The sequence below is a fragment of the Phyllobacterium sp. OV277 genome (assembly GCF_900104355.1).
Classification (GTDB): domain Bacteria; phylum Pseudomonadota; class Alphaproteobacteria; order Rhizobiales; family Rhizobiaceae; genus Phyllobacterium.
In genome coordinates this window covers 1-25,996 of the sequence record NZ_FNIY01000013.1, presented here as the reverse complement: position 1 = coordinate 25,996, position 25,996 = coordinate 1, and the positions used below count along the sequence as shown (strand labels likewise).

General features: G+C 54.5%; 28 protein-coding genes. 17 read left to right on the top strand and 11 right to left on the bottom strand.

Translation table 11 applies throughout. The features are described from left to right. The first annotated feature begins 56 nt into the window (after window positions 1-56). Window positions 57-263 (top strand): TOBE domain-containing protein, encoded by a 207-nt coding sequence (locus tag BLU05_RS24025; RefSeq protein WP_091885971.1) that lies wholly within the window; start codon window positions 57-59, stop codon window positions 261-263. Between the two features lie 33 nt (window positions 264-296). Here BLU05_RS24025 and BLU05_RS24020 read toward each other — a convergent pair whose 3' ends face one another. Next, complete coding sequence (locus tag BLU05_RS24020; protein ID WP_091885969.1) at window positions 297-623, bottom strand: hypothetical protein; 327 nt, start codon at window positions 621-623, stop codon at window positions 297-299. Between the two features lie 310 nt (window positions 624-933). On the opposite strand from BLU05_RS24020, the gene BLU05_RS24015 reads away from it, so the two are divergent. Further along, the gene (locus tag BLU05_RS24015) at window positions 934-1,296 is read left to right on the top strand and encodes a DUF6481 family protein (RefSeq protein WP_091886148.1); all 363 of its coding nucleotides are present in this window, start codon (window positions 934-936) and stop codon (window positions 1,294-1,296) included. 12 nt (window positions 1,297-1,308) lie between these two features. On the opposite strand, the gene BLU05_RS24010 is transcribed toward BLU05_RS24015, so the two are convergent. The 4 genes from BLU05_RS24010 to BLU05_RS23995 all read right to left on the bottom strand — a co-directional run bounded on the left by BLU05_RS24010 (window position 1,309) and on the right by BLU05_RS23995 (window position 5,726). Continuing rightward, entirely contained in the window at window positions 1,309-1,827 is a 519-nt protein-coding gene (locus BLU05_RS24010) for a DUF1993 domain-containing protein (RefSeq protein WP_091885966.1), read from the bottom strand. A gap of 69 nt (window positions 1,828-1,896) precedes the next feature. Further along, window positions 1,897-2,979, bottom strand: a complete 1,083-nt coding sequence (locus tag BLU05_RS24005) for an ABC transporter ATP-binding protein (protein ID WP_091885963.1) — start codon at window positions 2,977-2,979, stop codon at window positions 1,897-1,899. Next, the gene (locus tag BLU05_RS24000) at window positions 2,976-4,514 is read right to left on the bottom strand and encodes an ABC transporter permease (protein ID WP_244518528.1); all 1,539 of its coding nucleotides are present in this window, start codon (window positions 4,512-4,514) and stop codon (window positions 2,976-2,978) included. The genes BLU05_RS24005 and BLU05_RS24000 overlap by 4 nt, the downstream gene beginning before the upstream one ends. 201 nt (window positions 4,515-4,715) lie before the next feature. Then, window positions 4,716-5,726: an iron ABC transporter substrate-binding protein gene (locus BLU05_RS23995; RefSeq protein WP_091885957.1), complete on the bottom strand. Its 1,011-nt coding sequence runs from the start codon at window positions 5,724-5,726 to the stop codon at window positions 4,716-4,718. A gap of 287 nt (window positions 5,727-6,013) precedes the next feature. Here BLU05_RS23995 and BLU05_RS23990 point away from each other — a divergent pair, with 287 nt between their 5' ends. Together BLU05_RS23990 and BLU05_RS23985 are read left to right on the top strand one after the other, a co-directional pair. Then, on the top strand, window positions 6,014-6,307 hold the full coding sequence (locus BLU05_RS23990; RefSeq protein WP_091885953.1) for a hypothetical protein: 294 nt from the start codon (window positions 6,014-6,016) through the stop codon (window positions 6,305-6,307). A 116-nt stretch (window positions 6,308-6,423) separates the two neighbouring features. Next, window positions 6,424-6,999, top strand: a complete 576-nt coding sequence (locus BLU05_RS23985; protein WP_091885950.1) for a DUF1349 domain-containing protein — start codon at window positions 6,424-6,426, stop codon at window positions 6,997-6,999. 9 nt (window positions 7,000-7,008) lie between these two features. Here the strand turns inward: BLU05_RS23985 and BLU05_RS23980 are convergent, their stop codons facing one another. Next, window positions 7,009-7,713, bottom strand: coding sequence for a GntR family transcriptional regulator (locus BLU05_RS23980; protein WP_113097131.1), 705 nt, complete (start codon window positions 7,711-7,713; stop codon window positions 7,009-7,011). Between the two features lie 135 nt (window positions 7,714-7,848). Between BLU05_RS23980 and BLU05_RS23975 the strand changes: the two genes are divergently transcribed. The 4 genes from BLU05_RS23975 (at window position 7,849) to BLU05_RS23960 (ending at window position 12,270) form a co-directional block, all read left to right on the top strand. After that, window positions 7,849-9,405: a sugar ABC transporter ATP-binding protein gene (locus BLU05_RS23975; RefSeq protein WP_091885945.1), complete on the top strand. Its 1,557-nt coding sequence runs from the start codon at window positions 7,849-7,851 to the stop codon at window positions 9,403-9,405. 41 nt (window positions 9,406-9,446) lie between these two features. Beyond that, window positions 9,447-10,727 (top strand): ABC transporter permease, encoded by a 1,281-nt coding sequence (locus BLU05_RS23970; RefSeq protein ID WP_210184635.1) that lies wholly within the window; start codon window positions 9,447-9,449, stop codon window positions 10,725-10,727. Between the two features lie 82 nt (window positions 10,728-10,809). Beyond that, a complete protein-coding gene (locus tag BLU05_RS23965) occupies window positions 10,810-11,739 on the top strand; it encodes a substrate-binding domain-containing protein (protein WP_244518524.1) in 930 nt (309 codons plus the stop codon). A gap of 177 nt (window positions 11,740-11,916) precedes the next feature. Further along, the gene (locus tag BLU05_RS23960; protein ID WP_091885940.1) at window positions 11,917-12,270 is read left to right on the top strand and encodes a DUF1428 domain-containing protein; all 354 of its coding nucleotides are present in this window, start codon (window positions 11,917-11,919) and stop codon (window positions 12,268-12,270) included. A gap of 15 nt (window positions 12,271-12,285) precedes the next feature. Here the strand turns inward: BLU05_RS23960 and BLU05_RS23955 are convergent, their stop codons facing one another. Together BLU05_RS23955 and BLU05_RS23950 are read right to left on the bottom strand one after the other, a co-directional pair. Beyond that, a complete protein-coding gene (locus BLU05_RS23955) occupies window positions 12,286-12,570 on the bottom strand; it encodes a hypothetical protein (RefSeq protein ID WP_091885937.1) in 285 nt (94 codons plus the stop codon). 24 nt (window positions 12,571-12,594) lie between these two features. Beyond that, window positions 12,595-13,008 (bottom strand): DUF2147 domain-containing protein, encoded by a 414-nt coding sequence (locus BLU05_RS23950; RefSeq protein WP_091885934.1) that lies wholly within the window; start codon window positions 13,006-13,008, stop codon window positions 12,595-12,597. A 299-nt stretch (window positions 13,009-13,307) separates the two neighbouring features. Between BLU05_RS23950 and BLU05_RS23945 the strand changes: the two genes are divergently transcribed. The 9 genes from BLU05_RS23945 (at window position 13,308) to hflX (ending at window position 23,401) form a co-directional block, all read left to right on the top strand. Continuing rightward, the gene (locus tag BLU05_RS23945) at window positions 13,308-15,584 is read left to right on the top strand and encodes a sensor histidine kinase NtrY-like (protein ID WP_091885931.1); all 2,277 of its coding nucleotides are present in this window, start codon (window positions 13,308-13,310) and stop codon (window positions 15,582-15,584) included. Then, window positions 15,574-16,935 carry a nitrogen assimilation response regulator NtrX gene (locus BLU05_RS23940; RefSeq protein ID WP_091885929.1) on the top strand — a complete coding sequence of 454 codons (1,362 nt, stop codon included), beginning with the start codon at window positions 15,574-15,576 and terminating at the stop codon, window positions 16,933-16,935. The genes BLU05_RS23945 and BLU05_RS23940 overlap by 11 nt, the downstream gene beginning before the upstream one ends. A gap of 122 nt (window positions 16,936-17,057) precedes the next feature. Next, window positions 17,058-17,462 (top strand): RidA family protein, encoded by a 405-nt coding sequence (locus BLU05_RS23935; RefSeq protein WP_091885926.1) that lies wholly within the window; start codon window positions 17,058-17,060, stop codon window positions 17,460-17,462. Next, entirely contained in the window at window positions 17,462-18,838 is a 1,377-nt protein-coding gene (trkA, locus tag BLU05_RS23930) for a Trk system potassium transporter TrkA (protein WP_091885923.1), read from the top strand. Before BLU05_RS23935 ends, trkA begins: the two co-directional genes overlap by 1 nt. 21 nt (window positions 18,839-18,859) lie before the next feature. Further along, the gene (locus BLU05_RS23925) at window positions 18,860-19,624 is read left to right on the top strand and encodes an MBL fold metallo-hydrolase (RefSeq protein WP_091885920.1); all 765 of its coding nucleotides are present in this window, start codon (window positions 18,860-18,862) and stop codon (window positions 19,622-19,624) included. An 8-nt stretch (window positions 19,625-19,632) separates the two neighbouring features. Next, window positions 19,633-20,736, top strand: coding sequence for a lactonase family protein (locus BLU05_RS23920; protein ID WP_175540738.1), 1,104 nt, complete (start codon window positions 19,633-19,635; stop codon window positions 20,734-20,736). Window positions 20,737-20,747: 11 nt separating this feature from the next. Continuing rightward, a complete protein-coding gene (locus BLU05_RS23915; RefSeq protein ID WP_091885914.1) occupies window positions 20,748-21,614 on the top strand; it encodes a D-amino-acid transaminase in 867 nt (288 codons plus the stop codon). Window positions 21,615-21,734: 120 nt separating this feature from the next. Further along, complete coding sequence (gene hfq, locus BLU05_RS23910) at window positions 21,735-21,980, top strand: RNA chaperone Hfq (protein WP_091885912.1); 246 nt, start codon at window positions 21,735-21,737, stop codon at window positions 21,978-21,980. Between the two features lie 8 nt (window positions 21,981-21,988). Further along, window positions 21,989-23,401 carry a GTPase HflX gene (gene hflX, locus BLU05_RS23905; RefSeq protein WP_091885910.1) on the top strand — a complete coding sequence of 471 codons (1,413 nt, stop codon included), beginning with the start codon at window positions 21,989-21,991 and terminating at the stop codon, window positions 23,399-23,401. 6 nt (window positions 23,402-23,407) lie between these two features. Here hflX and mazG read toward each other — a convergent pair whose 3' ends face one another. The 3 genes from mazG to BLU05_RS23890 all read right to left on the bottom strand — a co-directional run bounded on the left by mazG (window position 23,408) and on the right by BLU05_RS23890 (window position 25,633). After that, on the bottom strand, window positions 23,408-24,229 hold the full coding sequence (gene mazG, locus BLU05_RS23900) for a nucleoside triphosphate pyrophosphohydrolase (protein ID WP_091885907.1): 822 nt from the start codon (window positions 24,227-24,229) through the stop codon (window positions 23,408-23,410). A gap of 75 nt (window positions 24,230-24,304) precedes the next feature. Further along, entirely contained in the window at window positions 24,305-24,532 is a 228-nt protein-coding gene (locus BLU05_RS23895; protein ID WP_091885905.1) for a hypothetical protein, read from the bottom strand. A gap of 78 nt (window positions 24,533-24,610) precedes the next feature. Then, window positions 24,611-25,633 carry a hypothetical protein gene (locus tag BLU05_RS23890; protein ID WP_139210515.1) on the bottom strand — a complete coding sequence of 341 codons (1,023 nt, stop codon included), beginning with the start codon at window positions 25,631-25,633 and terminating at the stop codon, window positions 24,611-24,613. Window positions 25,634-25,996 lie beyond the last annotated feature (363 nt).

Sequence of the window (25,996 nt, the reverse complement as noted above, 5' to 3'; positions counted from 1 at the left end):
TTCATTGTATTGAAGCTCACGTCGTCTAAAGTGCGGCAAACAACAGGAGAAACACCATGAAAATCAGTGCGCGCAATCGCTTGAAGGGCACCATCGTCGAAGTCACCAAGGGAGCCACGACGGCCCATGTGCGTATCGATGTGGGCGGATCAATCGTCACTGCATCCATCACCAATGAGGCAGTTGATGAATTGCAGCTCAAGGTCGGCAACAGCGCCTACGCGGTTGTGAAAGCGTCTGATGTTATGGTCGCTGTCGACTGATCACCGCTGAGCGCCGCGTCGAAACACGCGGCGTTACTTTTTCGTGCGGCGCAAAAGCTCGATTGCTATGTGCAGCACATCTTTTTCCTTGATGCCGACGGTCACATCTTCGACATCATCAATCGTTTCGCCATCAACAAGACGGATCGGGTTGTGTCCCTTGGCAACAATCATAGTCCTGACACGGCGCGGAATTGCCGGAAGCAGAAAGCGTTTGACGCATTCCACCAGAACCTCGCGCTTGTTGGGAGCTAGCTTGCCAAGCTTTTCGCGCAGCAAAGACCCAAACATGTTACCATCAGCAAAACCAAATTTGCTATCAAGATCAAAGGCATGCAGCTGGTATTCAATGTGAGCCATTTTGCTCTCCCCTAGGCACCTGTCCAGAGTGACAGATTTTCTATGCCTCGATACATCAGAGATATGGTGATCGCCCCTTGGGTTTTCACGTTCTTTTTTGTGTTGTTGACACCAGATGTTACATTGAGCCTGAAAATTTGATAATTCAATTGCGCTTTGCGACGAGCTTTCATTGTCACAGCGCGCCGGGTAGGTTACAGGATGCATATCTGCGGTGCTGCACGATGCGGCGCACTGTAGCGCAACCGGTAATATTGCCGAGGGCGCCTCCAGCAGATATCCAGATGACACATACAAGGACTACCCCGGATTGAAACACCTTAATGAATTTGCCGATCGCCGCAAAGCGGCGGCCGAGGCTAAGCAACTGCTTCTCAAAAAGTTCGAAAAAGCACCAAAGCCGACAGACCCTGAAATGTTGGCCAAGCGTGCGGAACGGGAAGCAATCGCCGCTGCGCGCGCAGCCCGGCAGGAAGAACGCGAACGGATGAAGCAGGAAGAGCGGGACCGCAAACTTGCGGAAGCCGCCGCCATTGCCGAAGCAGCAGCGGCTGCAGCAAATGCGATTCAGGCTGAATCCAGCAACCGCATTGCCCGCGTTGTTGCTGATGAAGCCGAACGCAAGGCCGAACGTGATCGCCGCTACGCTGCCCGTAAAGCCAGGCAGCGCTAGTTGCTCTGACGCCTACATTGAGTTGCTGTAAGCACCAAGATAATCCAGCTTGCCAATGGGAACACCATTGTGCCGGAGGATGTCGTGTGCCGTGGTGATGTGGAAAAAGAAGTTCGGTAAAGCGAACTTCAACATGTAGCCATGTCCGTCGAGATGTGCCTTGTTTTCGCCGAAACTCAAGGTCACTTCGCGCTGATCGCTGGTATCCAGCGCTGATGCATCAAGGCCTTCCAGAAACGCCACCGTATTGGCAATGCGTGTTTTCAGATCGGCGAAACTTGTCTCGGTATCAGGAAAGCTTGGTGTTTTGACATCGGTCAGGCGGCCAATCGTTGCTTTGGATGTGTCGCTGGCACGCTGGACCTGACCTGAGAACGGCAGCATATCAGGTGCAAGACGGGCATTGACGAGTACGTTGGGGTCGATCTTCTTTTCAGCGGCATAGGCCTCGGCTTTGGCAATGAGTGCCGAGAGAATTGAAAAGCCACGAATAAAGACCGGGACTGAAATCTGGTACATTGAAAGCGACATGGAGCGTTCCTTCCGGGAGCATGCTTGTTTGGCATACTGCTCTTCCGACCAATCGGAACAGCAATCGCCTCAGGCAAATATATGCGGCTCGCCAAGGACTTCAATGCGTACGTGATCGTCAATTGAAGGCAAATTGACAGCAGAACATTTGATCTGCACTGGCGCAGGTGTCCCACCGTTGAAAACGCTCTGATTATCAAGGATCGCAACCATCAACGTGCATACGGCGCCGCCGAATTCAATATCAACCACCTTGCCATAGCGAACGGTATTTTCAAGCGTCTTCACGGCTTCGTTTTCGGGCACGGTGACGAGTCTCAACTGTTCCGGGCGCAGCATGATCTGCGCAGAGCCAAGACGCTTGTTGGTCTTGGCCGCAAGGCGCCCAAAGGCGCAATCAACCCACCCATCGCCAAGTTCGGCCGGCAACAGAATGGCATCGCCGAGAAAGGATGCTGTCGTAGGGTCTGTCGGGTTGAGATACAATGTGCGCGGCGGGCCTGCCTGAACCAGTTTTCCCTGTCGCATCACAGCAACATGATCGGCAAAGGACAGGGCTTCCGCCTGATCATGCGTCACCAAAATGGTCGTAATACCAGCTCTCTTCAGCACCTCAGCAACCACTTTGCGCATGCTCTCACGCAAGCCCGTATCGAGAGCCGAGAATGGTTCATCGAGCAGCATCAATTGGGGTTGCCGTGCCAGTGCGCGGGCGAGGGACACCCGCTGCTGCTGTCCTCCCGACAGTTGATGCGGCCGACGGTGAAGCATGACGCGGTCAAGTTCCACCATGTCCATAAGTTCCAGAACGCGCCGATCACGATCCGGGCTGCGTTTGTCCAACCCGAACCCGATATTGGCGGCAACGGTCAGATGTGGGAACAACGAACCGTCCTGTGTGACAAAGCCCACGCTGCGACGATGCGCAGGAACAATCGAGAGGCCTTCCGCCAGAATCTCGCTGTTAAGCGTTATCCGGCCATCATCGGGCGCTTCAAAGCCGCCAATAAGACGGAGCAATGTTGTCTTGCCTGACCCTGACGGACCCACAATGGCGGTGCGGCTGCCCGCTTCAATGGAGAGCGTCACATCATCAACAGCTGTGGTCACGCCATAGCGTTTTGTTACGCCCTGAATGTCGAGAAAACTCATCGTCCAACAATCCGTTTTGATTGGGCGTGCAGCAGAAGTGTCAACGGGAGTGACAGCACGACCATCATCAGTGCATAGGGTGCCGCCGCCGCATAATCAATCTCACTGGTCAGCGCCCAGAATTCCGTGGCCAGCGTGCGTGTGCCATTGGGCGCGAGCATCAGTGTTGCCGTCAGCTCATTTGTAATGCCAAGTGCGACAAGTGCAATACTGGCGGCAGCGCCTGGTGTCGCCAGTCGCATGGTAATCTGCATGACGGCCTGTGCGGGTGTTCGTCCAAGGGCCATGGCCGCCCGTTCAAGTTCGACCGGTGCCTGGGCAATGCTCGCACGCAGGCCCACCAATGCACGCGGCAGGAAAAGCAGGGCATAGGCCAGAAGCAGCGTCGCTGCGGTCTGATACAGCGGCAGGACAACGCGTACCGTGATCGTTACAAGCGCCAGTGCAACAACAACCCCGGGCAGCGAGCCAACATAGTAGTGGCAGGCCTCAAGCACACGTTGAACGCGGCCCGGCGCTCTGACGGAAAGCCATGCCATGGGGATGACCGCAACCGTGGCCAGAAGTGCCCCGGCAACAGCCAGAAAAAGTGTAGTGGAAAATGCCGTGCTGATGGCATCAAGATTCCAGACAGCCGTTCCTCCGGCAATAAGCCAGCGGGTCAGTGTCACAAAGGGAACACCGAGCGCCAGTGCTGAGGTAATCAAGGGAATCAGCAGACAGGGAAGGGTAAACCAGCCGAGCCGATGTTTGGTGATCGGACGCGCTGAACCCGAGCCCACACGTGCATAACGTTCATTGCCGCGGATCAGGACTTCAAGCCCCAGCAAGCCCGCGCAGCACAACACAAGTACGCCCGCCAGCATATTGGCAGCAGGGCCGTTGAACGTGGACTGGAATTGGTCGACGATTGCCGTCGCAAAAGTATCGAACCGGATCATAACAAAAAGGCCGTATTCCGCCAGAAGATGCAGGCCGATCAGCAGCGAACCGCCGCAAATGGCAAAGCGCAGCTGTGGCAGCAATACGCGGAAAAAAACGCGCCACGGACCAAGCCCAAGCGATGCGCCGACATCTTCCATGGCCGGATCAACGCGCCGCATCTGGGCAGCAACCGGGAGATAAAGAAACGGGAAATAGGCAAGCACGGAAACGAGAACCCCGCCGGACAGGCCATGCAGGCTTGGCGCAATGCTGATCCAGGCATAGCTGTGGACAAATGCCGGCACGGCAAGCGGCGCAACGGCCAGCCACGCCCAAAGCCGCGCGCCGGGCAGATCAGTGCGCTCCGTCAGCCATGCGAGGCTGACTGCGAGAATGATCGACAGCGGGATTGTCCAGACTTCCAGCAAGACCGTATTGATCAGAAGTTCCCCGACACGGCCGCGAAACACCAATGCAATGACCGTATCCCAGCCGGTCTGAACAGTAACCCAGATAACAAACCCGAGTGGAAGCAGGCTAAAAGCCGCGACAATGCCCGCAAGGCCAAAAACAGACAGGAACGGCAAGCGGCGCCTGACTTTCAGTGGCACCGGCGGCAGCGGCGAAGCGGCTGTGCTGCTTATTGATCCTGATGATACCAATTCACATTTGCTTTCATGGGCATGGGCGCTTCGCAGCGGCCTGTTTGGCCTTCTTATCTGAAGGAAAATAGAAGAACACCCCCCGCAGGACCAAATGTCGCTGCAGGGGTGCCCGTAGGTTTTTTCAGTACCTGATTGTCGGCGTCGGGATTACAGCAGGCCCGCAGCAGTCATCAGATCAGTGACCTTCTTGCTGTTGAGCTTGGAAGGTTCAACCTTCGGGGCCTGCAGATCAGCCAAGGGAACGAGTGCCGCATTGGATGCAGCATCCTTGCCAACAGCATACTCGAAGGAATCGCCGTCCTTCAGGATTGCCTGACCAGCCTTGCCCGTAACCCACTTCAGAAATGCCTGCGCGTCTTCCTTATGCTTGCTTGAAGCGAGGACACCGCCACCGGAAATGCTGACAAATGCACCCGGATCTTCATGCTTGAAGTAGTGCAGGGAAACATTCTTGGTGTTTTCGCCTGTCTTGGCCTTATCGCCGAAATAGTAGTAATGATAAATGACCGCGCCTTCGATTTCGCCTGCGTTAACGGCTTTCATGGCGACGCTGTTGCCCTTATAGGCTTTTGAATTTTCTTTCAGTGCCTTCAACCATTTGGCTGTGGTTTCTTCACCTTTCAGTTCCAGAAGCGCACTGACGATGGCCTGAAAGTCAGCGCCGGCTGGTGCTGCACCCCAGCGGCCTTTCCAGCTGGTATCAGCAAGGTCGAGCAGGGACTTTGGCAGCTTGTCTTCAGTCAGCTTGGTCTTGTCATAGGCAAACACTGTTGAACGGGCAGCAACGCCGGTCCAGCGGCCATGTTCGGGGCGGAAATTCGCGGGAACCTGTTCAAGCACGGCCTTATCAAGCGGCGCGAACAGCTTGGCATTGTCAACGAGAACCATGCCGGGGGAGTTTTCCGTGAGGAATGCATCGGCCGGTGAGGCGGCGCCTTCCTGAACGATCTGGTTGGCCAGTTCCATGTCTTTACCGTTACGGATCGTGACTTTGATGCCTGTTTCTTTGGTGAAGCCATCAGCCCATTCCTTGGTCAGGCTTTCGTGCTGGGCGTTATACACAACGATGCCATCGGCATTCTGCGCCATAGCGGGTGTGGCAATGATGGCGACCGCGAGCGCGGCAACGCTTGCAATAGTCGAAAAGTTGATCTTCATAAAAACTCCTTTGATTTGTATGGCTTACAGAGCAAATTTCAGGTTGCTCCAGCAACTGACCAGAACCATTCAGCCATACAAAACATGAAATATTTAGTCAACAATAATGGGTGCATTTTTGATCCCAGAATTACGATCACGAAGATGTTATATGTCCTGTGAAAGAGTGTGATTTGCCATACCAGTCAAAGAGGAATCTACTAAATTTCTGCCCGTGAATTTTGTCTGCCAGTCTTTGACGACAAAAGCGGCACAGCAAAAAACTTAGCCATATCAGGGAGTGTGTCATGCCTTTTTCAAGCAGAGACCAACGCATCCACTCCACCACGGATTGGGACATCATGCAGCACGCCCATGACCGGGCATCAAAGATGCTTGATCGCTGTCCGAAAACCCATGTGCGTTGCAACCAACTCGCCAAGATCGTGATCGCCATCTATGAAAGCGGTGTCCACGATATTGATGAACTGGCGGTGATGGCGGCGAACCGCGAACTCAATGTTCTGGCGGAGAAGGGGCTTTTTCAGCAACCCTTTCGTTTTACACCAACCGATAAACGCCCTGAAACGCTCCACTCATAAAACGCCTGTTTAAAAACAGGATTGCACCGCTGGCGGCACGGTTTTTGCACGCGTGACAATCTGTTATTACCCGTTTGCGCCATATCCCGATTGGATTCGCTTGCGGAGAGACATTCATGACTATGCAATTCCACTGGCTGAACGAGCCAGCATCCTTTCGGGGCGATGCCCACGAACTTACGCTTTCAACGGGTGAAAATACCGATTTCTGGCAGCGGACATTCTACGGTTTCGAGCGCGACAATGGCCACGCCTACCTCACTCCCGTCAGCGGCGATTTCAGCGCGAGCGTCACTGTACGCGGTGATTACAGGGAGCTTTATGATCAGGCGGGACTGATGCTTCGCATTGATCATCAGAACTGGATCAAGACTGGCATCGAATATACAGATGGCCTGATGCATTTCAGTGTCGTCGTGACCAACCGGATTTCTGACTGGTCGGTTATTCCACTGCATGGCGCTCGTACCGACGATGATGTGCATATAAGGCTTACCCGCCATGACGACGCCGTACGTGTTCAGTTTGCGATTAATGATGCGCCATGGCAGCTTGCGCGCCTTGCCCCATTTTCCAATGCAGATGCGTCGGTTGGTATCATGGCATGTTCACCGCAGCGGGCAGGCTTTGAAGCGACCTTTCGGGATTTGCAGGTCGGCCCGGCAATCGCGCGGGATCTCCATGCGGAGTAGGGCAGGTTTCTAGCTGGCGAACAGTTCCGGCCGCTTGGTCTGCAACTGCAGAAGCATTTTCCCCATTTTGGAAATATGATCTTCCATTGTAGCCACCGCGCGTTCAACGCTCTTATCAGCAATGGCAGCGACAATCGCCTCATGTTCTTTGAGCGTCTCAACCATGCGCGTTTCGTAATGGAGGAGGAGGCGACGCACCCGATCGATCTGGCTGCGCTCCTTCGAGGCGATCTCGCGCAAGCCAACCAGACCTGCAGCATCGCAGATCATATCGTGAAGCTCCTCATCAAGCGCATAGAAGCCTTCAAAATCTCTGGAATCGGCTGCCTTACGCTGTTGCGCCAGATTGTTCTGAAGACGTATGACCGTCTCCGATGAGCTTCGCTCTGCTGCTCGCCGGATCGCAGCCGTTTCCAGCGCAATACGCACAAACTGGGCGGTCTCGATCTTGTCCAGCCGCAATCTTGCAACGAAAGTCCCGGTTTGCGGGTAAATCTCCACCAGACCTTCATCGGCGAGACGATTAATGGCATCGCTGACAGGGGTGCGTGATACCCCAAGCTGCAGGGCCACAAGCTCTTTCCGGATAGCTTCGCCCGGAGCGAGCTGCGATGAAATGATGGCCTGGCGCAAAATGGAATAGACCTGATCCTTGCGTGTGACCGCGACAACTTTTTGTTCCCGGTAGTTCTTGCCGCCTGATCCCAACTGCACGTCCCAAGCTCCCCGAAATGTCCAATTCAAAAGATTCGATCCAACCAATTTCATTGGAATGAAGCATTTGACTCCCGCCCAATAACATCTAACATGTTACATATTAGCTTGAAAGAATGTTTTGGGAGGAACATTTTGGATAGTCATCTGCCGATCGTATCAATGCGCGGCATCAGCAAATCATTTGCCCATATTGTTGCTCTGCGCAGCGTCGATCTCGATATTTATCCAGGCGAGATTCATGCTGTCATGGGAGAGAACGGTGCGGGTAAGTCGACGCTGGTGAAAATCCTCAGTGGCGTGCATCGTCGCAGCGGCGGTGACATGCTTGTGCGCGGGCAGGAGGTCGATTTCGCTTCGCCCAAGGAAGCCGAGCGTAACGGCATCGCCATCATCCATCAGGAACTTAACCTCATCCCAAGTCTCAGCGTATCCGAGAATATTTTTCTTGGCCGCGAGCCTCTTATCGGAGGCTTGTTTATTGATCGGAACAAAATCGAGAAGAAGAGTGCCGAACTGCTTGGCAGATTTGGCATCGATATCGACCCACGCGCCGATGTGGAGAATTTGCGGGTGGGCGAGCAGCAGCTTGTGGAAATTGCGCGCGCTCTGTCCTTGAATGCTGATGTACTCATACTGGACGAGCCAACTTCTGCATTGTCGGAAACCGAGGCGCAGAGGCTGGCGAATTTCGTGCGGGAACTGGCCCGAAATGGTGTCGCTATTGTCTACATCTCGCATCGCATGAACGAAATTTTTGCATTGGCCGACAAGATCACTGTTTTGCGCGACGGGAATTTTATTGCCACGCGCAAAGCGCAGGATTTGAGCGAACGCGATCTCATCCGCATGATGGTTGGCCGGGATCTGGCTGCTCCTGAGCCAAAAGCAGATGTATCAGACAGACCGGTTGTGCTTTCCGCACGCAATCTCGGCCTTCGCCGCCCCAATTCACGCGGTAGCATGCATAATGTCGTCGATGATGTGAGTTTTGATCTCCATGCGGGCGAAATCCTTGGTATTGGCGGGTTGCTCGGCTCGGGCCGCACGGAAGTGCTTGAACTCATTTTCGGAGCCGCGACAGGCGAGCGTTTTGGCACAGTCATTCGTGGTGGTGCGCGTCTTAACGCCCGTTCGCTGACGCCTCGACGTTCAGTGACCAGGGGTATTGCTTTCCTGACTGAAGACCGAAAGGGAACCGGCCTGTTGATGGATGCCGATATCCGGTCAAACGCCGTGTTGCCTTCATTGCCGTGGCTCGCAGCGCTTGGCTGGATCACCCGGCGGCGTGAAAACCCTGTTACAAATCGGGTGATAAAATCGATGCATGTGCGTTGCGATGGTCCGGATCAAAAGATTGATCAGTTAAGTGGTGGCAACCAGCAGAAAGTCGTGCTGGGTAAATGGCTGGAAACCCGGCCAAGCGTCGTGCTGCTGGATGAACCAACCCGCGGCATCGATGTAGGCGCGAAAGACGAAATCTATGACCTTTTGAAGAAACTCGCGCTGTCAGGCGTGGCCATCATCATGGTGAGTTCGGAATTGCCGGAGCTTCTCGCACTTTCCAGCCGTATCCTGGTGATGTGCGAAGGCAAGGCCACCGGCATTATTGAAAATGCCGAGTTTTCCGAAGAACGGGTGATGGAGCTGGCGACGCCCTTGGGAACGGTCCTTTCGAGGGACGCGGCATGACACAAACAAGCGAGCAGACCATGCAGTCATCCCAACGCAATCTGGGCCGGATCAAAAGCGTGCTCAACGCAACCAAGCTTTATTGGGGATTGGTACTGCTGTTTCTGGTTGGCATCTTCTCATCTCCTGTCTCGTCCAAAGGGCACAATATTTTCCTGTCCTATGGCAACCTGTCCGATGTTTTCAGGCAAATTTCCGTCACGGGAATTACGGCTGTCGGTATGACACTGGTGATCCTGATATCAGGGATTGACCTGTCCGTCGGATCGGTCCTTGCGCTCGGTTCCGTCGTTTGCGCCATGCTTTTGACCAATGAAGGCTGGTCGGCAGCCTATTCGATTGGCGTGCCCGCTATTTTCATTCTTTCATTTCTCGTGGTTCTGGGGGCGGGATTATTCATCGCAAAGGCTAGCGACCGGTCAATTGGCGAGCAATCGGATAATCAGACGCAATTAAATCGCATCATTGCCCTCGTCGCCATTGTCGGCGCAGCGGCAATCGCCTGGTGGGTCGCATCGGGCGCAGACGCAAAGGCCGGAGTGCTGCTGGTGCTGGTTGTGGTTCCGGCGGTTGGTTTCATGCTGGGAATGGTCAATGGCCTCGTCATTGTCGGCGGTCGTCTACAGCCGTTCATTGTGACGCTCGCCATGATGGTTGCTGGACTTGGTATTGCGCGCCTGACTGCGGGGCAGAACACGGCAGTCTGGCCTGTCTACACAGGCAGCAATGCAACTGAAAACTTTGAATTCCTTCGCTCGTTGATCTTCGGGCTGGTGCCTGTGCCCGGATTGATCTTCGCAGGCATTATCCTGCTATTCTGGGTAATCCTCAAATATACGAAGTTCGGCCGCTACATCTACGCAATCGGCGGCAATGAAGAGGCCGCGCGTCTTGCCGGTGTGCCGGTCTGGCGCGTAAAAATCACCGTTTACGCAATCTCGGGCTATCTCGCTGCGCTCGCAGGCATTCTTTACGTTGCGCAATACCGGCAGGGAAAGCCCGATGCGGGCATGGGACTGGAGCTTGATGCAATTGCCGCCGTGGTTATCGGTGGAACCAGCCTCATGGGTGGCCGCGGTTCGATGATCGGCACACTTGTCGGCGTGCTCATCTTCGGTTTCCTCAGCAATATCCTGCAGCTGAACAATATCGACAGCAATACGCAGCTGGTGCTCAAGGGCATCATCATCATCGTTGCAGTGTTGTTGCAGGAGCGACGCTCCAGCGGATGGCTGTTTTTCCTCTCCCAGCTAATGACAGCCAATCCTTCAAAGAAATCCGCGCCCGACAAGCCAGAAAACAGGCAAGGGCAGGGTGAATGAACTGACAGCAAAGAACATCACGACAGAAAATAACAGGGAGGAAATCATGCATCTGACACGCAGACATTTTGCCAAATTGGCAATGGCAACCGCCTTCATAGCGCCACTGGCACTTCACATGCCAAGCGCGGAGGCCAAAGACAAATACGTCATCGGTTTCAGCCAGACCACGACCGTCGAACCTTGGCGCGTCCAGTTCAACAAGGATCTGGTGGCCGAAGCCAAGAATCATCCGAATGTCGAATTGCTTGTTGCCGACGGGCAGGACAAGACGGAAAAACAGGTCGCCGACGTCGAGAATTTCATCCGGCAGGAGGTGGACGCTATCCTGATTTCACCAAAGGAATCGGCTGGCCTGACAGGTGTTGTGGAAAAGGCCATGGATGCCGGTATTCCAGTGATCGTACTCGATCGCAATGTGGATACGGACAAGTTCACCCAGTGGATTGGCGGCGATAACGTCGTCATCGGTGAAGCCGCCGGACAACATGCGGTGGAATTGCTTGGTGGCAAGGGCAAAGCCAAGGGCACTGTTGTTGAAATCTGGGGCGGTCTCGGCACGCAGGCCAGCCATGATCGCAGCGACGGTTTCCACAAATATACCGACGCGGAGAAGGGCATTACCTATCTATTGGATAAGCAATCTGGCGACTGGAAGCAGGATCAGGCCTATAACATCATGGCGACGGCCTTGCGCAACCATGAAGATATAAGCTTGGTCTACGGCCATAATGATCCCATGGCCTATGGTGCTTATCTCGCCGCCAAAGACGCAGGGCGCGAAAAGAACATTCTGTTCCTTGGCGTTGATGGCCTGCCGAATGAAGGTGTCCAGTGGGTCAATAAGGGCGAACTGGCCGCCACATTCCTTTATCCGACACCCGGCGCTGAAGGATTGCGGCAGGCCCTGAAAGTACTGGCTGGCGAAAAGGTCGAAAAGAAAATCGTCCTCGGTACTGAAACCATTACCAAGGAAAATGCGCCCGAAATTCTCAAGAAGAACGGGCTCTAATTATTCACTGAGCCAATAACCGGCGTACCCATCTCAAAAACTGGGTACGCCTCTGCATGATTTTCGCCCCAAGGCTCAACGCGCATTTGATGCCGTTTTGAAAAAAATCAGGGAACGATGTCGGATAGTGCTCCGTTCAATCGTCCTAGGGCAGTTGAAACAAGTGAGGAGATCAAAATGTCATATGTTGATGGATTTGTACTCGCCGTACCGAAGGACAAGATCGACGCGTATAAGGCCATGGCCAACACGGCAGGCGGCGTCTGGAAGGAGTATGGAGCACTCGCCTATGTTGAATGCATTGGCGATGATGTTCCCTATGGTGAACTCACATCCTTTCCGCGCGCGGTACAGGCCAAGGAAGACGAAGTCGTTGTATTTTCGTGGATTGTCTATAATTCACGGGCGGAGCGGGACGAGATTAACAAGAAGGTCATGGCCGATCCTCGGCTTGACAGCGACAAATGGGAAATGCCTTTTGATGGAAAACGCATGATCTATGGTGGCTTTCAGTCCTTCATGGAACTCTGACAGCCGGTTCTGCCATCAATGGCCAAACACGTTCAGGCCGAGAACGGCAACGGCATAGGCCAGGCACGGAACAAACCACAGCAAGGCCCATCCGCCGATTCGGCGGTGGGTCAAGGCTGCGCCAATGGGGCCGCCAAGCGCGCTGATCGGCCAACCGCACATCACGTAAAAAATCATGCGCGATTCAGGCGTCACGCCACCATCCGATGCCATCACAGAAATCCCGGCAAAGAACAGGGCAAGCGGAAAGCACAAAAGGCAGAGGACCGCGCCGAATATCACCAGTGCTTTTGAGCGCATGGATAATCCGTGGATATGATGACTTTAATCAACCCGCCGCCAGGTCGAATCTTTGCAGAGCAGTCCGCCAAGCACGCAACCTGACAGTTGAATGCCCTTGTCCGAAAGCTTGGCTTTGCCCGAATAGGTCTTGCCATTTTCTGTATTGTAGAGAGAACCGGTATAGGTTCCCGAATCCGTCGGTTTCAATGTGACTGCCTGTATTCCCACAACCGGCCGGTCGCGCTTGGACGCATCAGGGTTGTTGACGTCATTAACAGGGTTGCTCATCCAGATCACCGTGCCGCAAATACCCGCGCCGCAATCGCTCAGCCGCACCTTTGTGCGTCCCGTATCATTGACATAGGTGCCCGTTATATCGGGCGCCTGCGCCATGGCGGGCACAGCCATCGCCGAGACGACAAGCAAAGACAAGGTCAATTTTTGAATGTTAAACAACGAGTATCTCCTGAATGCAAAACGATATTTCCTACCCCTGCATTAATACTCCGGCTAAATTTTGACGCGAGCGTTACGCTCGCCTTTTCTTTCTCTGAAATTCATACAATTTGGATTGCGCGCGGAAATATTAAGGTAAGCCAGCGGGCTATTTCATCGAATTTCCGCCGACTTTTAACGCATCAATTAGGTTCACTAGTGAATCTCCAAGTAAATTCTGCACAACTTTCAACGACAGGGCGTTGCATTTCCGCCACAATGTGTTGCATGAGTGCAACGTGGTTGGGATGGCATAAGCGATGCTCTTATCAAATTCGGTCAATCAGTTCGGGAATTCGCTCACGGCTGCCGCTGGCGGCAACACGCAGCGTTTTTATTCCCGTATTGGTGTTATCACGGTTGTGCTGGCGCTTTTGACCACCGGCATAACGTTTTTCATCCTGACCGGAATGACACCGGTTCGCCCTGACAGCAATATTTCCTTCTTCCTCACCAGTATCAATGCGGTGCTGATTCTCGCACTGATTGTTCTGATCGGCCGGGAAATCTATCGTATCAGCCAGGCCAGAAACCGGGGGAAGGCTGCTGCACGACTGCATGTGCGTCTTGTTGTACTGTTTTCGCTTGTTGCCGCCGTTCCGGCCATGCTTGTTGCAATCGTCGCTTCCGTTACGCTTGATCTTGGACTTGACCGTTGGTTCGAGATGCGAACAACGACGATCGTCAATTCCTCAATCAGCCTTGCCAATTCCTACATTCAGGAAAGTGCCCGCAATTTGCAGGGAACAACACTGGAAATGGTCAGCGATGTGGATTCGCAGCGCTCACTCTACAATCTTGATCGCACCAGCTTCACGCGGTTCCTCACCCAGCAGGCGAATGGGCGTGGCCTGATTGGTGCTTTCATCATCCGTTCCAGCGGAGACGTGGCCGTTCGTGCCGATATACGCACCAGCATAACAATACCGCCCGTGGCAAAATCCATCTTGAAGACAGCTGAAGATGGCAGGCCGGTTCTGATACCGCCGGAACAGACCAATCTGCTGAGTGCTGTTGTGAAGTTGCAGCAAATACCCGACATGTTTCTTTATACGGTCCGCCCCGTAGACGGAGACATTCTGAACTCCATGCGGGCGATTGAGAGCAACACGCCGGAAGCGCGCCAGCTTGCCGCCAACGGCGTTAACACACAGATTCTGTTTGCGTTGCTTTATTTCGGGCTCACCCTGACATTGCTTTTATCGGCAATCTGGACAGGTATTGCGGTGGCCGACAGGCTTGTGCGTCCTATTCGCCTGCTGATCGGGGCGGCGGGTGATGTCGCGACGGGTAATCTCGATGTGGCCGTGCCGGTGCGCCGTTCTGACGGCGATGTTGGCTCGCTCTCCCAAACATTCAACACCATGGTGCGCCAGCTTGGTACGCAACGTCGTGATCTTGTAGCAGCGAAAGACCAGATCGACGAACGCCGCCGTTTCTCGGAAGCTGTGCTGTCAGGTGTCACCGCCGGTGTGATCAGCGTAGACGGTGATGGCGTTATCGGCATCATGAACCGATCCGCAGAGACCATGTTCGAGCTTGATCCGGTCACCACTGTTGGCAAGAATCTGACGGCACTTGTACCTGAGATCGGGCTGGTTTTCGAAGTGGCCCACGCCACAGGCCGCCCGGTTTATCGCGAACAGGTGTCTATGTCGCGCCGTGGCAGCGCCCGCACATTCAATGTTCAGATCACGGTTGAAGACGCCGAATCCGCAGAACATTCCTATGTCGTGACGGTGGATGACATCACCGATCTCGTTGAGGCACAGCGGTCCTCGGCCTGGGCCGATGTAGCGCGGCGCATTGCCCATGAAATCAAGAACCCGCTGACGCCAATTCAGCTGTCCGCCGAACGTATCCGCAGACGTTATGGCAAGGTGATCACCGAAGACCGCGAAGTGTTTGACCAGTGCACGGAAACAATCATCCGGCAGGTGGGTGATATCGGCCGTATGGTGGATGAGTTTTCATCCTTTGCCCGCATGCCCAAGCCGGAAATCAAGGCGATGGATCTGCGCGAAGCGTTGCGCGAGGCTTCGTTTCTTGTGGAAGTCAGCCGCAGTGATATCCGCTTTGAGCGGGATTTTGGCAGCGTTCCGCTTGTGGGTCAGTTTGATGGCCGATTGATCGGCCAAGCCTTCGGAAACGTGATAAAGAATGCAGCGGAAGCTATTGAATCCGTTGTTAAAGAAGGGCTAGGGGAGGGGCACATCCGCGTCCGCTCCAAGCAAGAAGGGGATGAGTTGATCGTCGAAGTTACCGACAATGGCAAAGGCTTGCCACGGGAACATCGGCAGCGCCTGCTCGAACCCTATATGACAACGCGCGAGAAGGGCACAGGCCTTGGCCTCGCAATTGTCAAAAAGATCGTCGAAGAACATGACGGTCAAATTGAATTGCACGACGCCCCTGAAGATTTTTACGGCGGACGTGGTGCAATGATCCGCATGATATTTCCAACTACCCCTACCGATACACAGACAGCCGAAAATACCACTCAATCGGCGAAACAGGTGAATTCAAATGGCATCTGACATTCTTGTCGTCGACGATGAAGTCGACATCCGCGAGCTTGTTGCAGGAATATTGAGCGATGAAGGCCACGAAACCCGTGTGGCTTCCGACGCTGACAGCGCCTTGGCTGCGATCGATGATCGCATTCCCCGGCTGATCTTTCTGGATATCTGGATGCAGGGCAGCCGTCTCGATGGCCTTGCCCTGCTGGACGAAATCAAAATCCGTCATCCGGAGATTCCGGTGGTGATGATTTCTGGTCACGGTAATATTGAAACCGCCGTTTCAGCCATTCGCCGCGGCGCCTATGATTTTATCGAGAAGCCATTCAAGGCAGATCGCCTGATCCTCATTGCCGAACGGGCACTGGAGACATCGAAGCTACGGCGCGAGGTTTCGGATCTGCGCAAGCGTTCCACAGAGAGTTTTGAACTGCTCGGCACATCACTGTCGATGAACCATTTGCGCCAGACGATTGAGCGCGTTGCACCGACTAACAGCCGTATCATGATCACCGGCCCATCGGGTGCAGGCAAAGAACTCACTGCCCGCGCCATCCACGCACTTTCTGCCCGTTCAAAAGGGCCATTCGTCAATTTGAATGCCGCAACCATTACGCCGGAGCGGATGGAAGTGGAGCTGTTCGGCACCGAATCCGACGGCGGCGAACGCAAGGTCGGTGCGCTGGAAGAAGCCCATGGCGGTATTTTGTACCTCAACGAAATTGCTGATATGCCGCGCGAAACGCAGAACAAGATTCTGCGCGTTCTCGTTGATCAGCAGTTTGAACGGGTAGGCGGCACCAAGCGCATCAAGGTGGATGTGCGCATCATCTCCTCAACCGCGCAGAATCTCGAAGCCATGATTGCCGAGGGCCGTTTCCGCGAAGACCTGTTCCACCGGCTGGCCGTTGTGCCGGTTATCGTTCCGCCTTTGGCCGACCGCCGTGATGATATTCCTGCGCTTGTGGAGTTCTTCATGACGCAGATTGCCGAACAGGCCGGTATCAAGCCGCGCAAGATCGGTCCGGATGCCATGGCCGTGCTGCAATCCCATTCCTGGCCGGGCAATATCCGCCAGTTGCGCAACAATATCGAACGGCTGATCATCCTTGCACGCGGCGATGATCCGGAAGCGGTCATTACAGCCGATCTGCTGCCCGCGGAAATCGGTGACACCTTGCCAAAGGCTCCGACTGAATCCGATCAGCACATCATGGCTTTGCCCTTACGCGAGGCACGCGAGCGATTTGAGAAGGAATATCTCATTGCGCAGATCAACCGGTTTGGCGGCAATATTTCCCGTACGGCGGAATTTGTCGGCATGGAGCGCTCGGCATTGCATCGCAAGCTGAAATCGCTCGGCGTCTGACCGGTTCAATCCACTCTAAGACGTCATTCAACATGGCAGTATTCGGTTGCGACTCTCCCGGTTTTGCGGGAAAGTCGGCGGCCTTTGCTCTCCAGCATCGGCTTTTATCATGGGAGTGAGGAATGTTTCGTCCTGTCAATCCGTCCGGTCCGGCCATACCGGGCCTGTCTCAGGCCATGTTGATCGAAGGCGGCAAGCTTCTTATGCTCTCAGGGCACGTTCCTTTCGACGCAGAGGGGAAAATTCCGACGAAGGATGTGGCCGCACAGCTTGATCTGGTCTTTGCCAATATGGAGGCAACGCTTAAAGCGGCTGGCACAGATTTCAGCAGTATCGTCCGGCTGACCTATTACATCAGGGATTTTGATCAGGCCATGTTGCCGGAGATACGCGCTGTTCGTGATCGCTGGGTGAACACGCAATGTCCTCCGACCAGTAGCCTCATCGGCGTAGCTGCACTGTTTCATCCTGACGTTCTGATCGAAGTGGACGCGATGGCCGTCATTACCGAAGGTAAGACTGGCTGATGCGTGTCATCATCTGCGGCGCAGGGCAGGTAGGATATGGTATCGCCGAACGTCTGGCGGCCGAAGACAATGATATTTCGGTTATCGATACCTCGGCTGAGCTTATTCAGGTGATACGCGATACGCTTGATGTGCGCGGGTTCGTTGGTCACGGCGCTCATCCGGATGTTCTGGCCGCAGCCGGTGCCGAACAGGCGGATATGATCATCGCTGCGACACTCTATGACGAGGTCAATATCGTCGCCTGCGAAGTCGCACACGCCCTGTTCAATGTACCGACCAAAATTGCCCGTATTCGCGCGCAAGCCTATCTGCAGCCGCATTATCAGGATCTGTTTTCCCGCGATCATATGCCCATCGACGTCATCATTTCCCCTGAACTTGAGGTGGGTGAAATGGTGCTGCGCCGTATCGCCTTGCCTGGCGTGAGCGATGTCGTGCGCTTTGCCGATGAGAATATTGTGGTGATGGCGATCGAGTGTCTGGAAGACTGTCCCGTCATCAATACGCCACTCATTCAGCTGAGCGATCTTTTCCCCGATCTGCCGTCGACGGTCATGGCGATCATCCGCAACGACAAATTATTCATTCCGCGCTCGGTCGATCAGCTTTTTGCGGGTGATATAGCCTATGTGGCGACGACCAAGGCGCAGGTGCGCCGCACGCTGGCCTTGTTCGGACATGAGGAGCCTGAGGCCACACGCATTGTTATAGCAGGCGGTGGCAATGTCGGTCTCTATGTTGCCCAGACCATTGAGGCAAAACAGCCCAAGACCAAAGTCAAACTGATCGAACCCAATCTGATGCGTGCCAATGCCATCGCCGATGGTCTGCGCCGTTCCATGGTCTTGCACGGCAGCGCGCTGGACCAGAAACTTCTGCTTGAAGCGGAAATTCAGGATGCGGACCTTCTGGTGGCGCTGACCAATGATGATCAGGTCAATATGCTGGCGGGCGTCATGGCCAAGCGCCTTGGCTGCAAGTCCAGTCTCGTCCTCATCAACAACCCGGATTATCTGGACCTGAGCAAATCTCTGGGTATCGATGCCCATATCAGCCCGCGCAGCGTCACGATTTCGCGCGTGCTCCAACATGTGCGCCGGGGCCGTATCCGGGCCGTACATAGTGTCCAGAAGGGCCGGGCGGAGATTATAGAGGCGGAAGCACTCGAAACCTCGCCGCTCGTTGGCGCGCCGCTGCGCGATCTCGATCTACCCGATGGTCTTCGTATCGGCGCGATCTATCGCAATGGTGAGGTGATCCGGCCCGATGGTTCTGTTCGCATCAAGCCGCAGGACCGGGTGGTTATCTTCGCAACTGCAGAAGCCGTCAAACAGGTCGAGCAGATGTTCCGCGTCAGCCTCGAATTCTTCTGATCAGCAGAAAGAAGCGCACAAATGAAACTGCAACTCCTTCGCAACGCCACGCTAAAACTTGACTACGCTGGTTCCACAATCCTGATCGATCCGTTTTTCGCACCAAAACACAGCCGGCCGTCATTCACAGGCCGTTCGCCCAACCCAATGACTGATCTTCCGGTATCTACGGACGAAATCCTAAAAGGTGTCGAACTTGTTCTCATCTCCCATCTGCATGCCGATCATTTTGATCCTGTAGCGCAGGAACTCGTTCCCAAGCATTTGCCCTTGATTTGCCAGCCGGGTGACGAAGAGACGATCCGATCTTTCGGCTTTACGGATGTGACGCCGCTGACCGCAGATATCAAGTGGAAGAACATTCGTCTGACGCGCCGGGACGGCAATCACGGCACTGGCGCGGTTCTCCAACTCATGGGCAATGTTATTGGCTTCACGATCGAAGCGCAGAACGAACCCTCCATCTACTGGGCAGGTGACACAATCCTCTATCCGCCGGTGCGTGAAACCATCGAGACGACACAGCCTGATATTGTCGTTACCCATTCGTGCGGTGCCAAGTGGGACGGCGTTCTGATTGTCATGGATGCCGAGCAAACCATCGAGGTCTGCCGGATTGCCCCACAGAAGACAAAAATTATCGCAACGCACATGGAAGCTCTTGACCACGCGACGGTCACCCGCGACGATCTCAAGGCTTATGCGCAGGCGCAGAATATCGATTCCCATAAGCTGATCATTCCTTTCGATGGAGAAACCCTCCATCTCACAGCCCCCAACTCATGAGACCAATCATGTCAAAGACTTACGCTTTTGTCGGCAACCTGAATCGCAATGCTTTGCCCGATGAGGGAAAGGGTATCAGCGTCTTCAGGTTTGATGACAAAACCGGGGATCTCTCGCTCGTCAGCGAGTATCTCGCCATCGACAATCCCGGCTATCTGGCCATCGATGAGAAGCGCAAACGTCTCTATGCAGCCGTTGAAATTCCCAGCTGGAACGAGGGGATGGCAGTCGCGTTTGATATCAACCCGGCAACGGGCGCGCTGTCCTATATCAATATGCAGCCCACACTCGGCAATACGACCTGCCATCTCGGCTTTGATCAATCGGGCGAAACCATTTTTGCCTCAAACTATACCGTCGCCGATCTTGGCGAGCGTCCGGGCAATGCGGTCGCTGCTTTCGCAATCCGCGCCGATGGCGGGCTGGAACCAGCTTTTGCTGCCGCTATTCATGAGGGCAAGAACGCAATCCTGCCGACGGACAAGCGTCAGCATGGTCACTGCGCCGTGGTCAGCCCTGATAATCGCACGCTATTTGTCTGCGATCTCGGCCTTGACCGGATCATGGCTTACAAGCTCCCGGCCAAGGGCGGAAAGCTTGAACTGGCAGCAACGCCATTCACGCAGCTACCCGATGGAGCAGGGCCGCGCCATCTGACATTTCATAAGAATGGCAAAATAGCTTACGTTATCAATGAATTGAACAGTACTGTTTCAGTTCTTCATTATAATCCTGAAACCGCCGAATTGACGCTTGGCCAGACGCTTCCCTCTATCCCGGCAGACTTCAAGGATACCAATACCTGTGCTGAGATCGCCGTGAGCGCCGATGGCCGCTTCCTCTATGGATCGAACCGTGGTCACAACAGCATTGTCAGCTATGCCATTGCCGCCGATGGCAATATCTCGCTGATTGGCAGGACGCCATCACAAGGACTTGGACCGCGCAATTTCGTGATTGATCCTTCGGGCAAATTTATGCTCGTTGCCAATCAAAAGGGCGGCGGTATCGCTGTATTCAGCCGCGATATCGAAACTGGCGCACTGGAAGATACCGGCAAGCGCGTCGGCCTGCCAACGCCCATGCGCATCGTCTTTGGCCAGTTCGAATAGGAGTTATACCGATGTCCCGTATTGCCTACGTCAACGGTCAGTATATCCCGCATGCCAGCGCCGGTGTTCATATTGAAGACCGTGGCTATCAGTTTGCCGATGGTGTTTACGAGGTCTGTGAAATTGCCCGTGGCAATATCATGGACATGACACGCCATCTTGATCGGCTTGGCCGGTCGCTCTCGGAACTCCGGATTGCCTGGCCAATGAACCGCAAGGCGCTGCAGGGTGTGATTGCCGAGGTCGTCAGGCGCAATCGTGTCCGCAATGGTCTGGTTTATCTGCAGGTGACCCGCGGTGTTGCCAGGCGTGACCACGTATTTCCTTCGGCTGATACGCCGCCGTCTATCGTCATCACTGCCAAACGCACTGATCCCAATGCCTCGGCTGCCCGCGCCGCAAAGGGCATCAACGTCATCACCGTGCCGGAGAACCGCTGGGAGCGGGTGGACATTAAATCTGTCGGCCTTTTACCAAATGTTATGGCGCGCCAGCAGGCCAAGGAGCAGGGTGCTCAGGAAGCATGGTTTGTTGATCCTGACGGCACCGTAAAAGAGGGCGCAGCAACAAATGCGTGGATTGTCACCAAGGACGGTGTTTTGGTGACCAGACAGGCAGAAACCGGCATTTTACGCGGTATTACCCGCACAACCATCTTCGATGTGGCCAAAAAACTCGGCCTAAAGATCGAAGAACGTGGTTTTTCCGTCGAGGAAGCCAAGCGAGCGCGCGAGGTTTTCATGACGGCAGCCACAACTGTTGTCATGCCAATCGTTGCGATTGACGGCGAATCGGTGGCAAATGGACACCCGGGAACGATCGCACTTTCGTTACGAGAAGCGTTTTTTGACATTGCGGAAAAAACGCCATCCTGTTAACCGGAGTATGAGGGGACTAACAAAGCTATTTTTCACCTCCTGCAGGAGTAGGTTTTTTCTGCTCCCGTTGCCGAATTTTGTATGAGACACGTTTGCTGATCGCATAAAAGGACAAAAACAATGGCTGAACGATCGCAGAATCTTCAGGACCTTTTTCTGAACTCCGTCAGAAAACAGAAGATTTCTCTGACAATTTTCCTCATCAATGGCGTCAAACTGACCGGTATTGTCACTTCCTTCGACAATTTCTGCGTGCTGTTGCGCCGCGACGGCCATTCACAGCTCGTCTACAAACATGCCATCTCGACCATCATGCCGAGCCAGCCTGTCCAGATGTTCGAAGCTGAGGCCGAAGACAGCGACTGAGATAACATTTGACCAAAGAAACACGGCGTAACGCGCAAAATCCTGGCGGAACCACCAATAATGGTGAGACCGCCAGAGAAGCCACGCGTGCAATCGTCATTGTGCCGGTTCTACCGCAGCGCTTTTCCGTTGGCGGCAAGGACGATGATCATGGCCGCATGAAGCACCAGCCCGAATTCCAGCGCAGCGACGATGCGCGGCTGGAAGAGGCTGAAGGTTTGGCTCGAGCCATTGATCTGGACATTGTCCATTCTGATATCGTGAACGTTTCGGCGCCGCGTCCGGCCACTTTGCTGGGCACGGGCAAAGTTGAAACCATCCATGAGATCATCGAAGCCTCCCACGCGGAATTGGTGATCGTCGATCATTCGCTGACGCCGGTACAGCAGCGCAATCTTGAAAAAGCATGGAATGCCAAGGTTCTCGACAGGACCGGACTTATCCTCGAGATTTTCGGACGGCGCGCACAGACGAAAGAGGGCGCCTTGCAGGTGGAACTCGCCCATCTGACCTATCAGAAGGGCCGTCTGGTTCGCAGCTGGACCCACCTTGAACGTCAGCGCGGTGGTGGTGGCTTCCTCGGTGGTCCGGGTGAAACGCAAATCGAGGCCGACAGACGCGCTTTGCAGGAAAAGATCCTGCGCATCAAGCGCGAACTGGAAACAGTCGTGCAGACACGCACATTGCATCGGAGCAAGCGCAAAAAAGTGCCGCATCCGGTCGTGGCGCTTGTCGGCTATACCAATGCGGGCAAATCAACGCTGTTCAACCGGCTGACCGGAGCAGGGGTTGTGGCCGAAGATATGCTCTTCGCCACGCTTGACCCAACGCTGCGCCGCATCCGGCTGGAACATGGCGAGACTATCATCCTGTCCGATACGGTGGGTTTTATCTCCAGCCTGCCGACGCACCTCGTTGCAGCCTTCAGGGCGACGCTGGAAGAGGTGGTGGAAGCCGATCTCATCCTGCATATCAGGGATATTTCCGATCCTGACACCGCAGCCCAATCAGAAGATGTACATGCGATTATGGCCAGCCTTGGCATTGAGCGCGGCGATACGAAACGTATTCTTGAAGTGTGGAACAAGATCGACAAGCTTGATGAAGCAGGCCGCGAGTCCGCACAGCGCCTCAGTGCCGCGGTCAAGGGTATTGAACATCCCATTCCCGTATCGGCAATTACGGGCGAGGGCGTCGATGCCCTGCTTAAGGAAATCGAGAACCGCATTGCCGGCAAGCTTGAGCGCGTCAAGATCACCTTGCGGCCCGATCAGATGCGCTTGATGGACTGGATCTACCAGCATTCGAGTAATGTGAAGCGCAAGGATCTGGATGATGGCTCGGTGTCGCTCACCATGGATATGACCGTCGCGTCGCACGCCAATCTCGACGAGAAATTATTGCGCCGGAACAACGGGTAAGCCGCGTTACTTCGCGGTTTTTGCTTCCTGCCAGAGTGCTTCCATTTCATCAAGCGTTGCCGCGTCAAGCGTCTGTTTCTGCTCGTTCAACTTGCGCTCGATATAATGAAAACGGGAGCGGAACTTTTCGTTGGTTCCGCGCAGGGCGCTTTCCGGTTCGAGATTCAGATGGCGGCCGAGATTGACGATGGCAAACAAGAGGTCGCCATATTCTTCTTCCGTGTTCTCTTTGTCGCCATTAGCGATAGCCTGCTTCAACTCGCCGATTTCTTCCTCGATCTTGTCGAGAATAGGCGCGGCCTCCGACCAGTCAAAGCCTACCTTGGCGGCCTTCTGTTGTAGTTTGAGCGCACGCATCAGGGCAGGGAAGCCATGCGGAATATCGTCAAGGAAGCCGTTTGGTTCCACGGCACCAAGATTGAGTGCTGCACGGCGCTCACGCCGTTCCGCCTTTTCCTCGGCCTTGATCTTGTCCCACATGCCTTTGGCCATACCGGCGCCACGCGCAGCTTCCTCGCCAAAAACGTGCGGATGGCGGCGGATCATCTTGTGAGTGATCGCCTGAACCACATCGCCGAAATCAAACGCCTTCAGTTCTTCGGCCATGCGCGCGTGAAACACGACCTGCAGCAGCAAATCACCCAGTTCTTCGCGCAGATCATCAATATCATCACGCTCAATGGCATCGATCACCTCGAACGCTTCCTCAAGCGTATAGGGCGCGATGGATTTGAAATCCTGTTCAATATCCCACGGACAGCCGGTTACAGGCGTGCGCAGAGCTTGCATGATGTCGAGAAGGCGGGTGATGTCGCGGGATGGTTTCATGGAAGCATATTAGGACAGGAGCAGAGTGGCTGATATGACGGAGCTCAAAAGCCGCGTGCTTGTCCACAGGATCGGTTAATGTTGGTGCAGCGATATCGGGCCAATCACGTCATAGACAATCTTCACGCCGTCAATCGTATCGGGCAAATCGGCTGTTTCAGGCACATAATCACGTAGATTGACCTTGATGGCATAGGAGTCACCGATGCGGATCAGGCCGACGCCGACGACGGTCCCGCATGATCCGGCAATCTCTTTCGCTTTCGGCTTGGCAAGCCGCGCCTGTTCGATGGAGGTGCTCATGTCCTTTAATTTAGTGCATCCTACAGGCTGCGGCTAGAGCCCGGCCATATTAAAGCTGGCGAGGGGTGTTTTTCACACTCAAACGGGCATCGTCAGGCCCAATTGTTCCAGCACAATGGAAAGGTCATTAGCAAAGGTCACGCCCTTGCCATTGGTGCCACCCTGATCACTGCCAGCAAACAGCAGGGCACATGCATAGCCTTTTTCGTCCATGATTACCGATCCACTATCACCGCCGGAGCTGAACGGACCGCTGCCCGATGTTTCGATTTCAATCTGGCTATCAAAACCGATATCGCCAAACTCATAGCTGACAACAACATCATCGACTTCAATTGCCGTAACCGTGCCCTGCGTTATGCCGGTTGTTCTGCCGACCTTGAATACTTTGTCGCCGGGACGGAGCGGGGTCTTGCGCAGACCCTTGAGCTTGCCAGCCCCCGTCAGGGTAACGGCATCAAAGCCGATATCCGCATCGATTGAAGCAATGGCCGCATCAACCAGATTGTTCATGCCTGATTTAACGGGCACAAAGGCGAGCAGTTCGCCCACCTTGTCCTTGTTTTTCTTGCCGCCATCATAGGCGCCGGGCTGCAGGATCGCATCGCCGATCTTCGCCTTGTTCTCATTGGCCAGCACATGATTATTGCTGAGAATGACTGTCTTGCCACTCTCCGTATGCTGCGCAAAACCACCGAGCGTACCTGCCGTGATGGAAAAATGTCCAATCGATGCGCCAATCAGCAGAGGTCTTTGCCGCAACTGATGCCACGGCAAGGCTGCGGGGGCTGCATCTGCACCGCCTTTGAAAACTGTGCCGATATAGGTGATATCTGCCTTGTTGCGTGCGGCTTCCTCGATCTGGGCGCGCAGATGGACATTGGTTTCAAGCGCGCGCCGCTGAACGCGCACAGCCAGCCGATAATCATTCTTGCCATCACCGGCAGCAATGCCAAGAGCGATTCCGCCTTCAGCACCAGTCAGACGACGTATTGCCGTGGAACGGACAATCCTGTGTTCGGCGCGAATTTCGGTAATAAGAGGTTTTATGATCTGTTCGGCGATCTCTGTTTTCAGGGCACGTACAGTTTTTAAATCCACGGTGGTCATCCTTTCTTGTGTCTACAAGTCCAGGGCACGTGTGCGACTCGCAATAAGCTTAGCGGCGCATATTCAATTTGGCGAGCGACGATAGGGTGAATTCAAAGCCGTTGGAGAGAGCAGTCCGATGGGAAAGAGAGCCAGTGCAGACGCATTGGCAAACATCGATACATGTGGCAGCAATTTAGAAATGTCGCGTTGTGTGCAAAGTAGAAATGTCATCCCGAGAGATGCCGAGGTGCGTCGCCGGGCAGGGCGGAGACTTCAACATCGCAGCCCGGACCGGTGACAGTGAATAGAGCCGTGGCAGCTTGCTCCTGTAGTCTGCCTTCTCTTCGTTTCTCAATCCAACTGTCGCGCCGC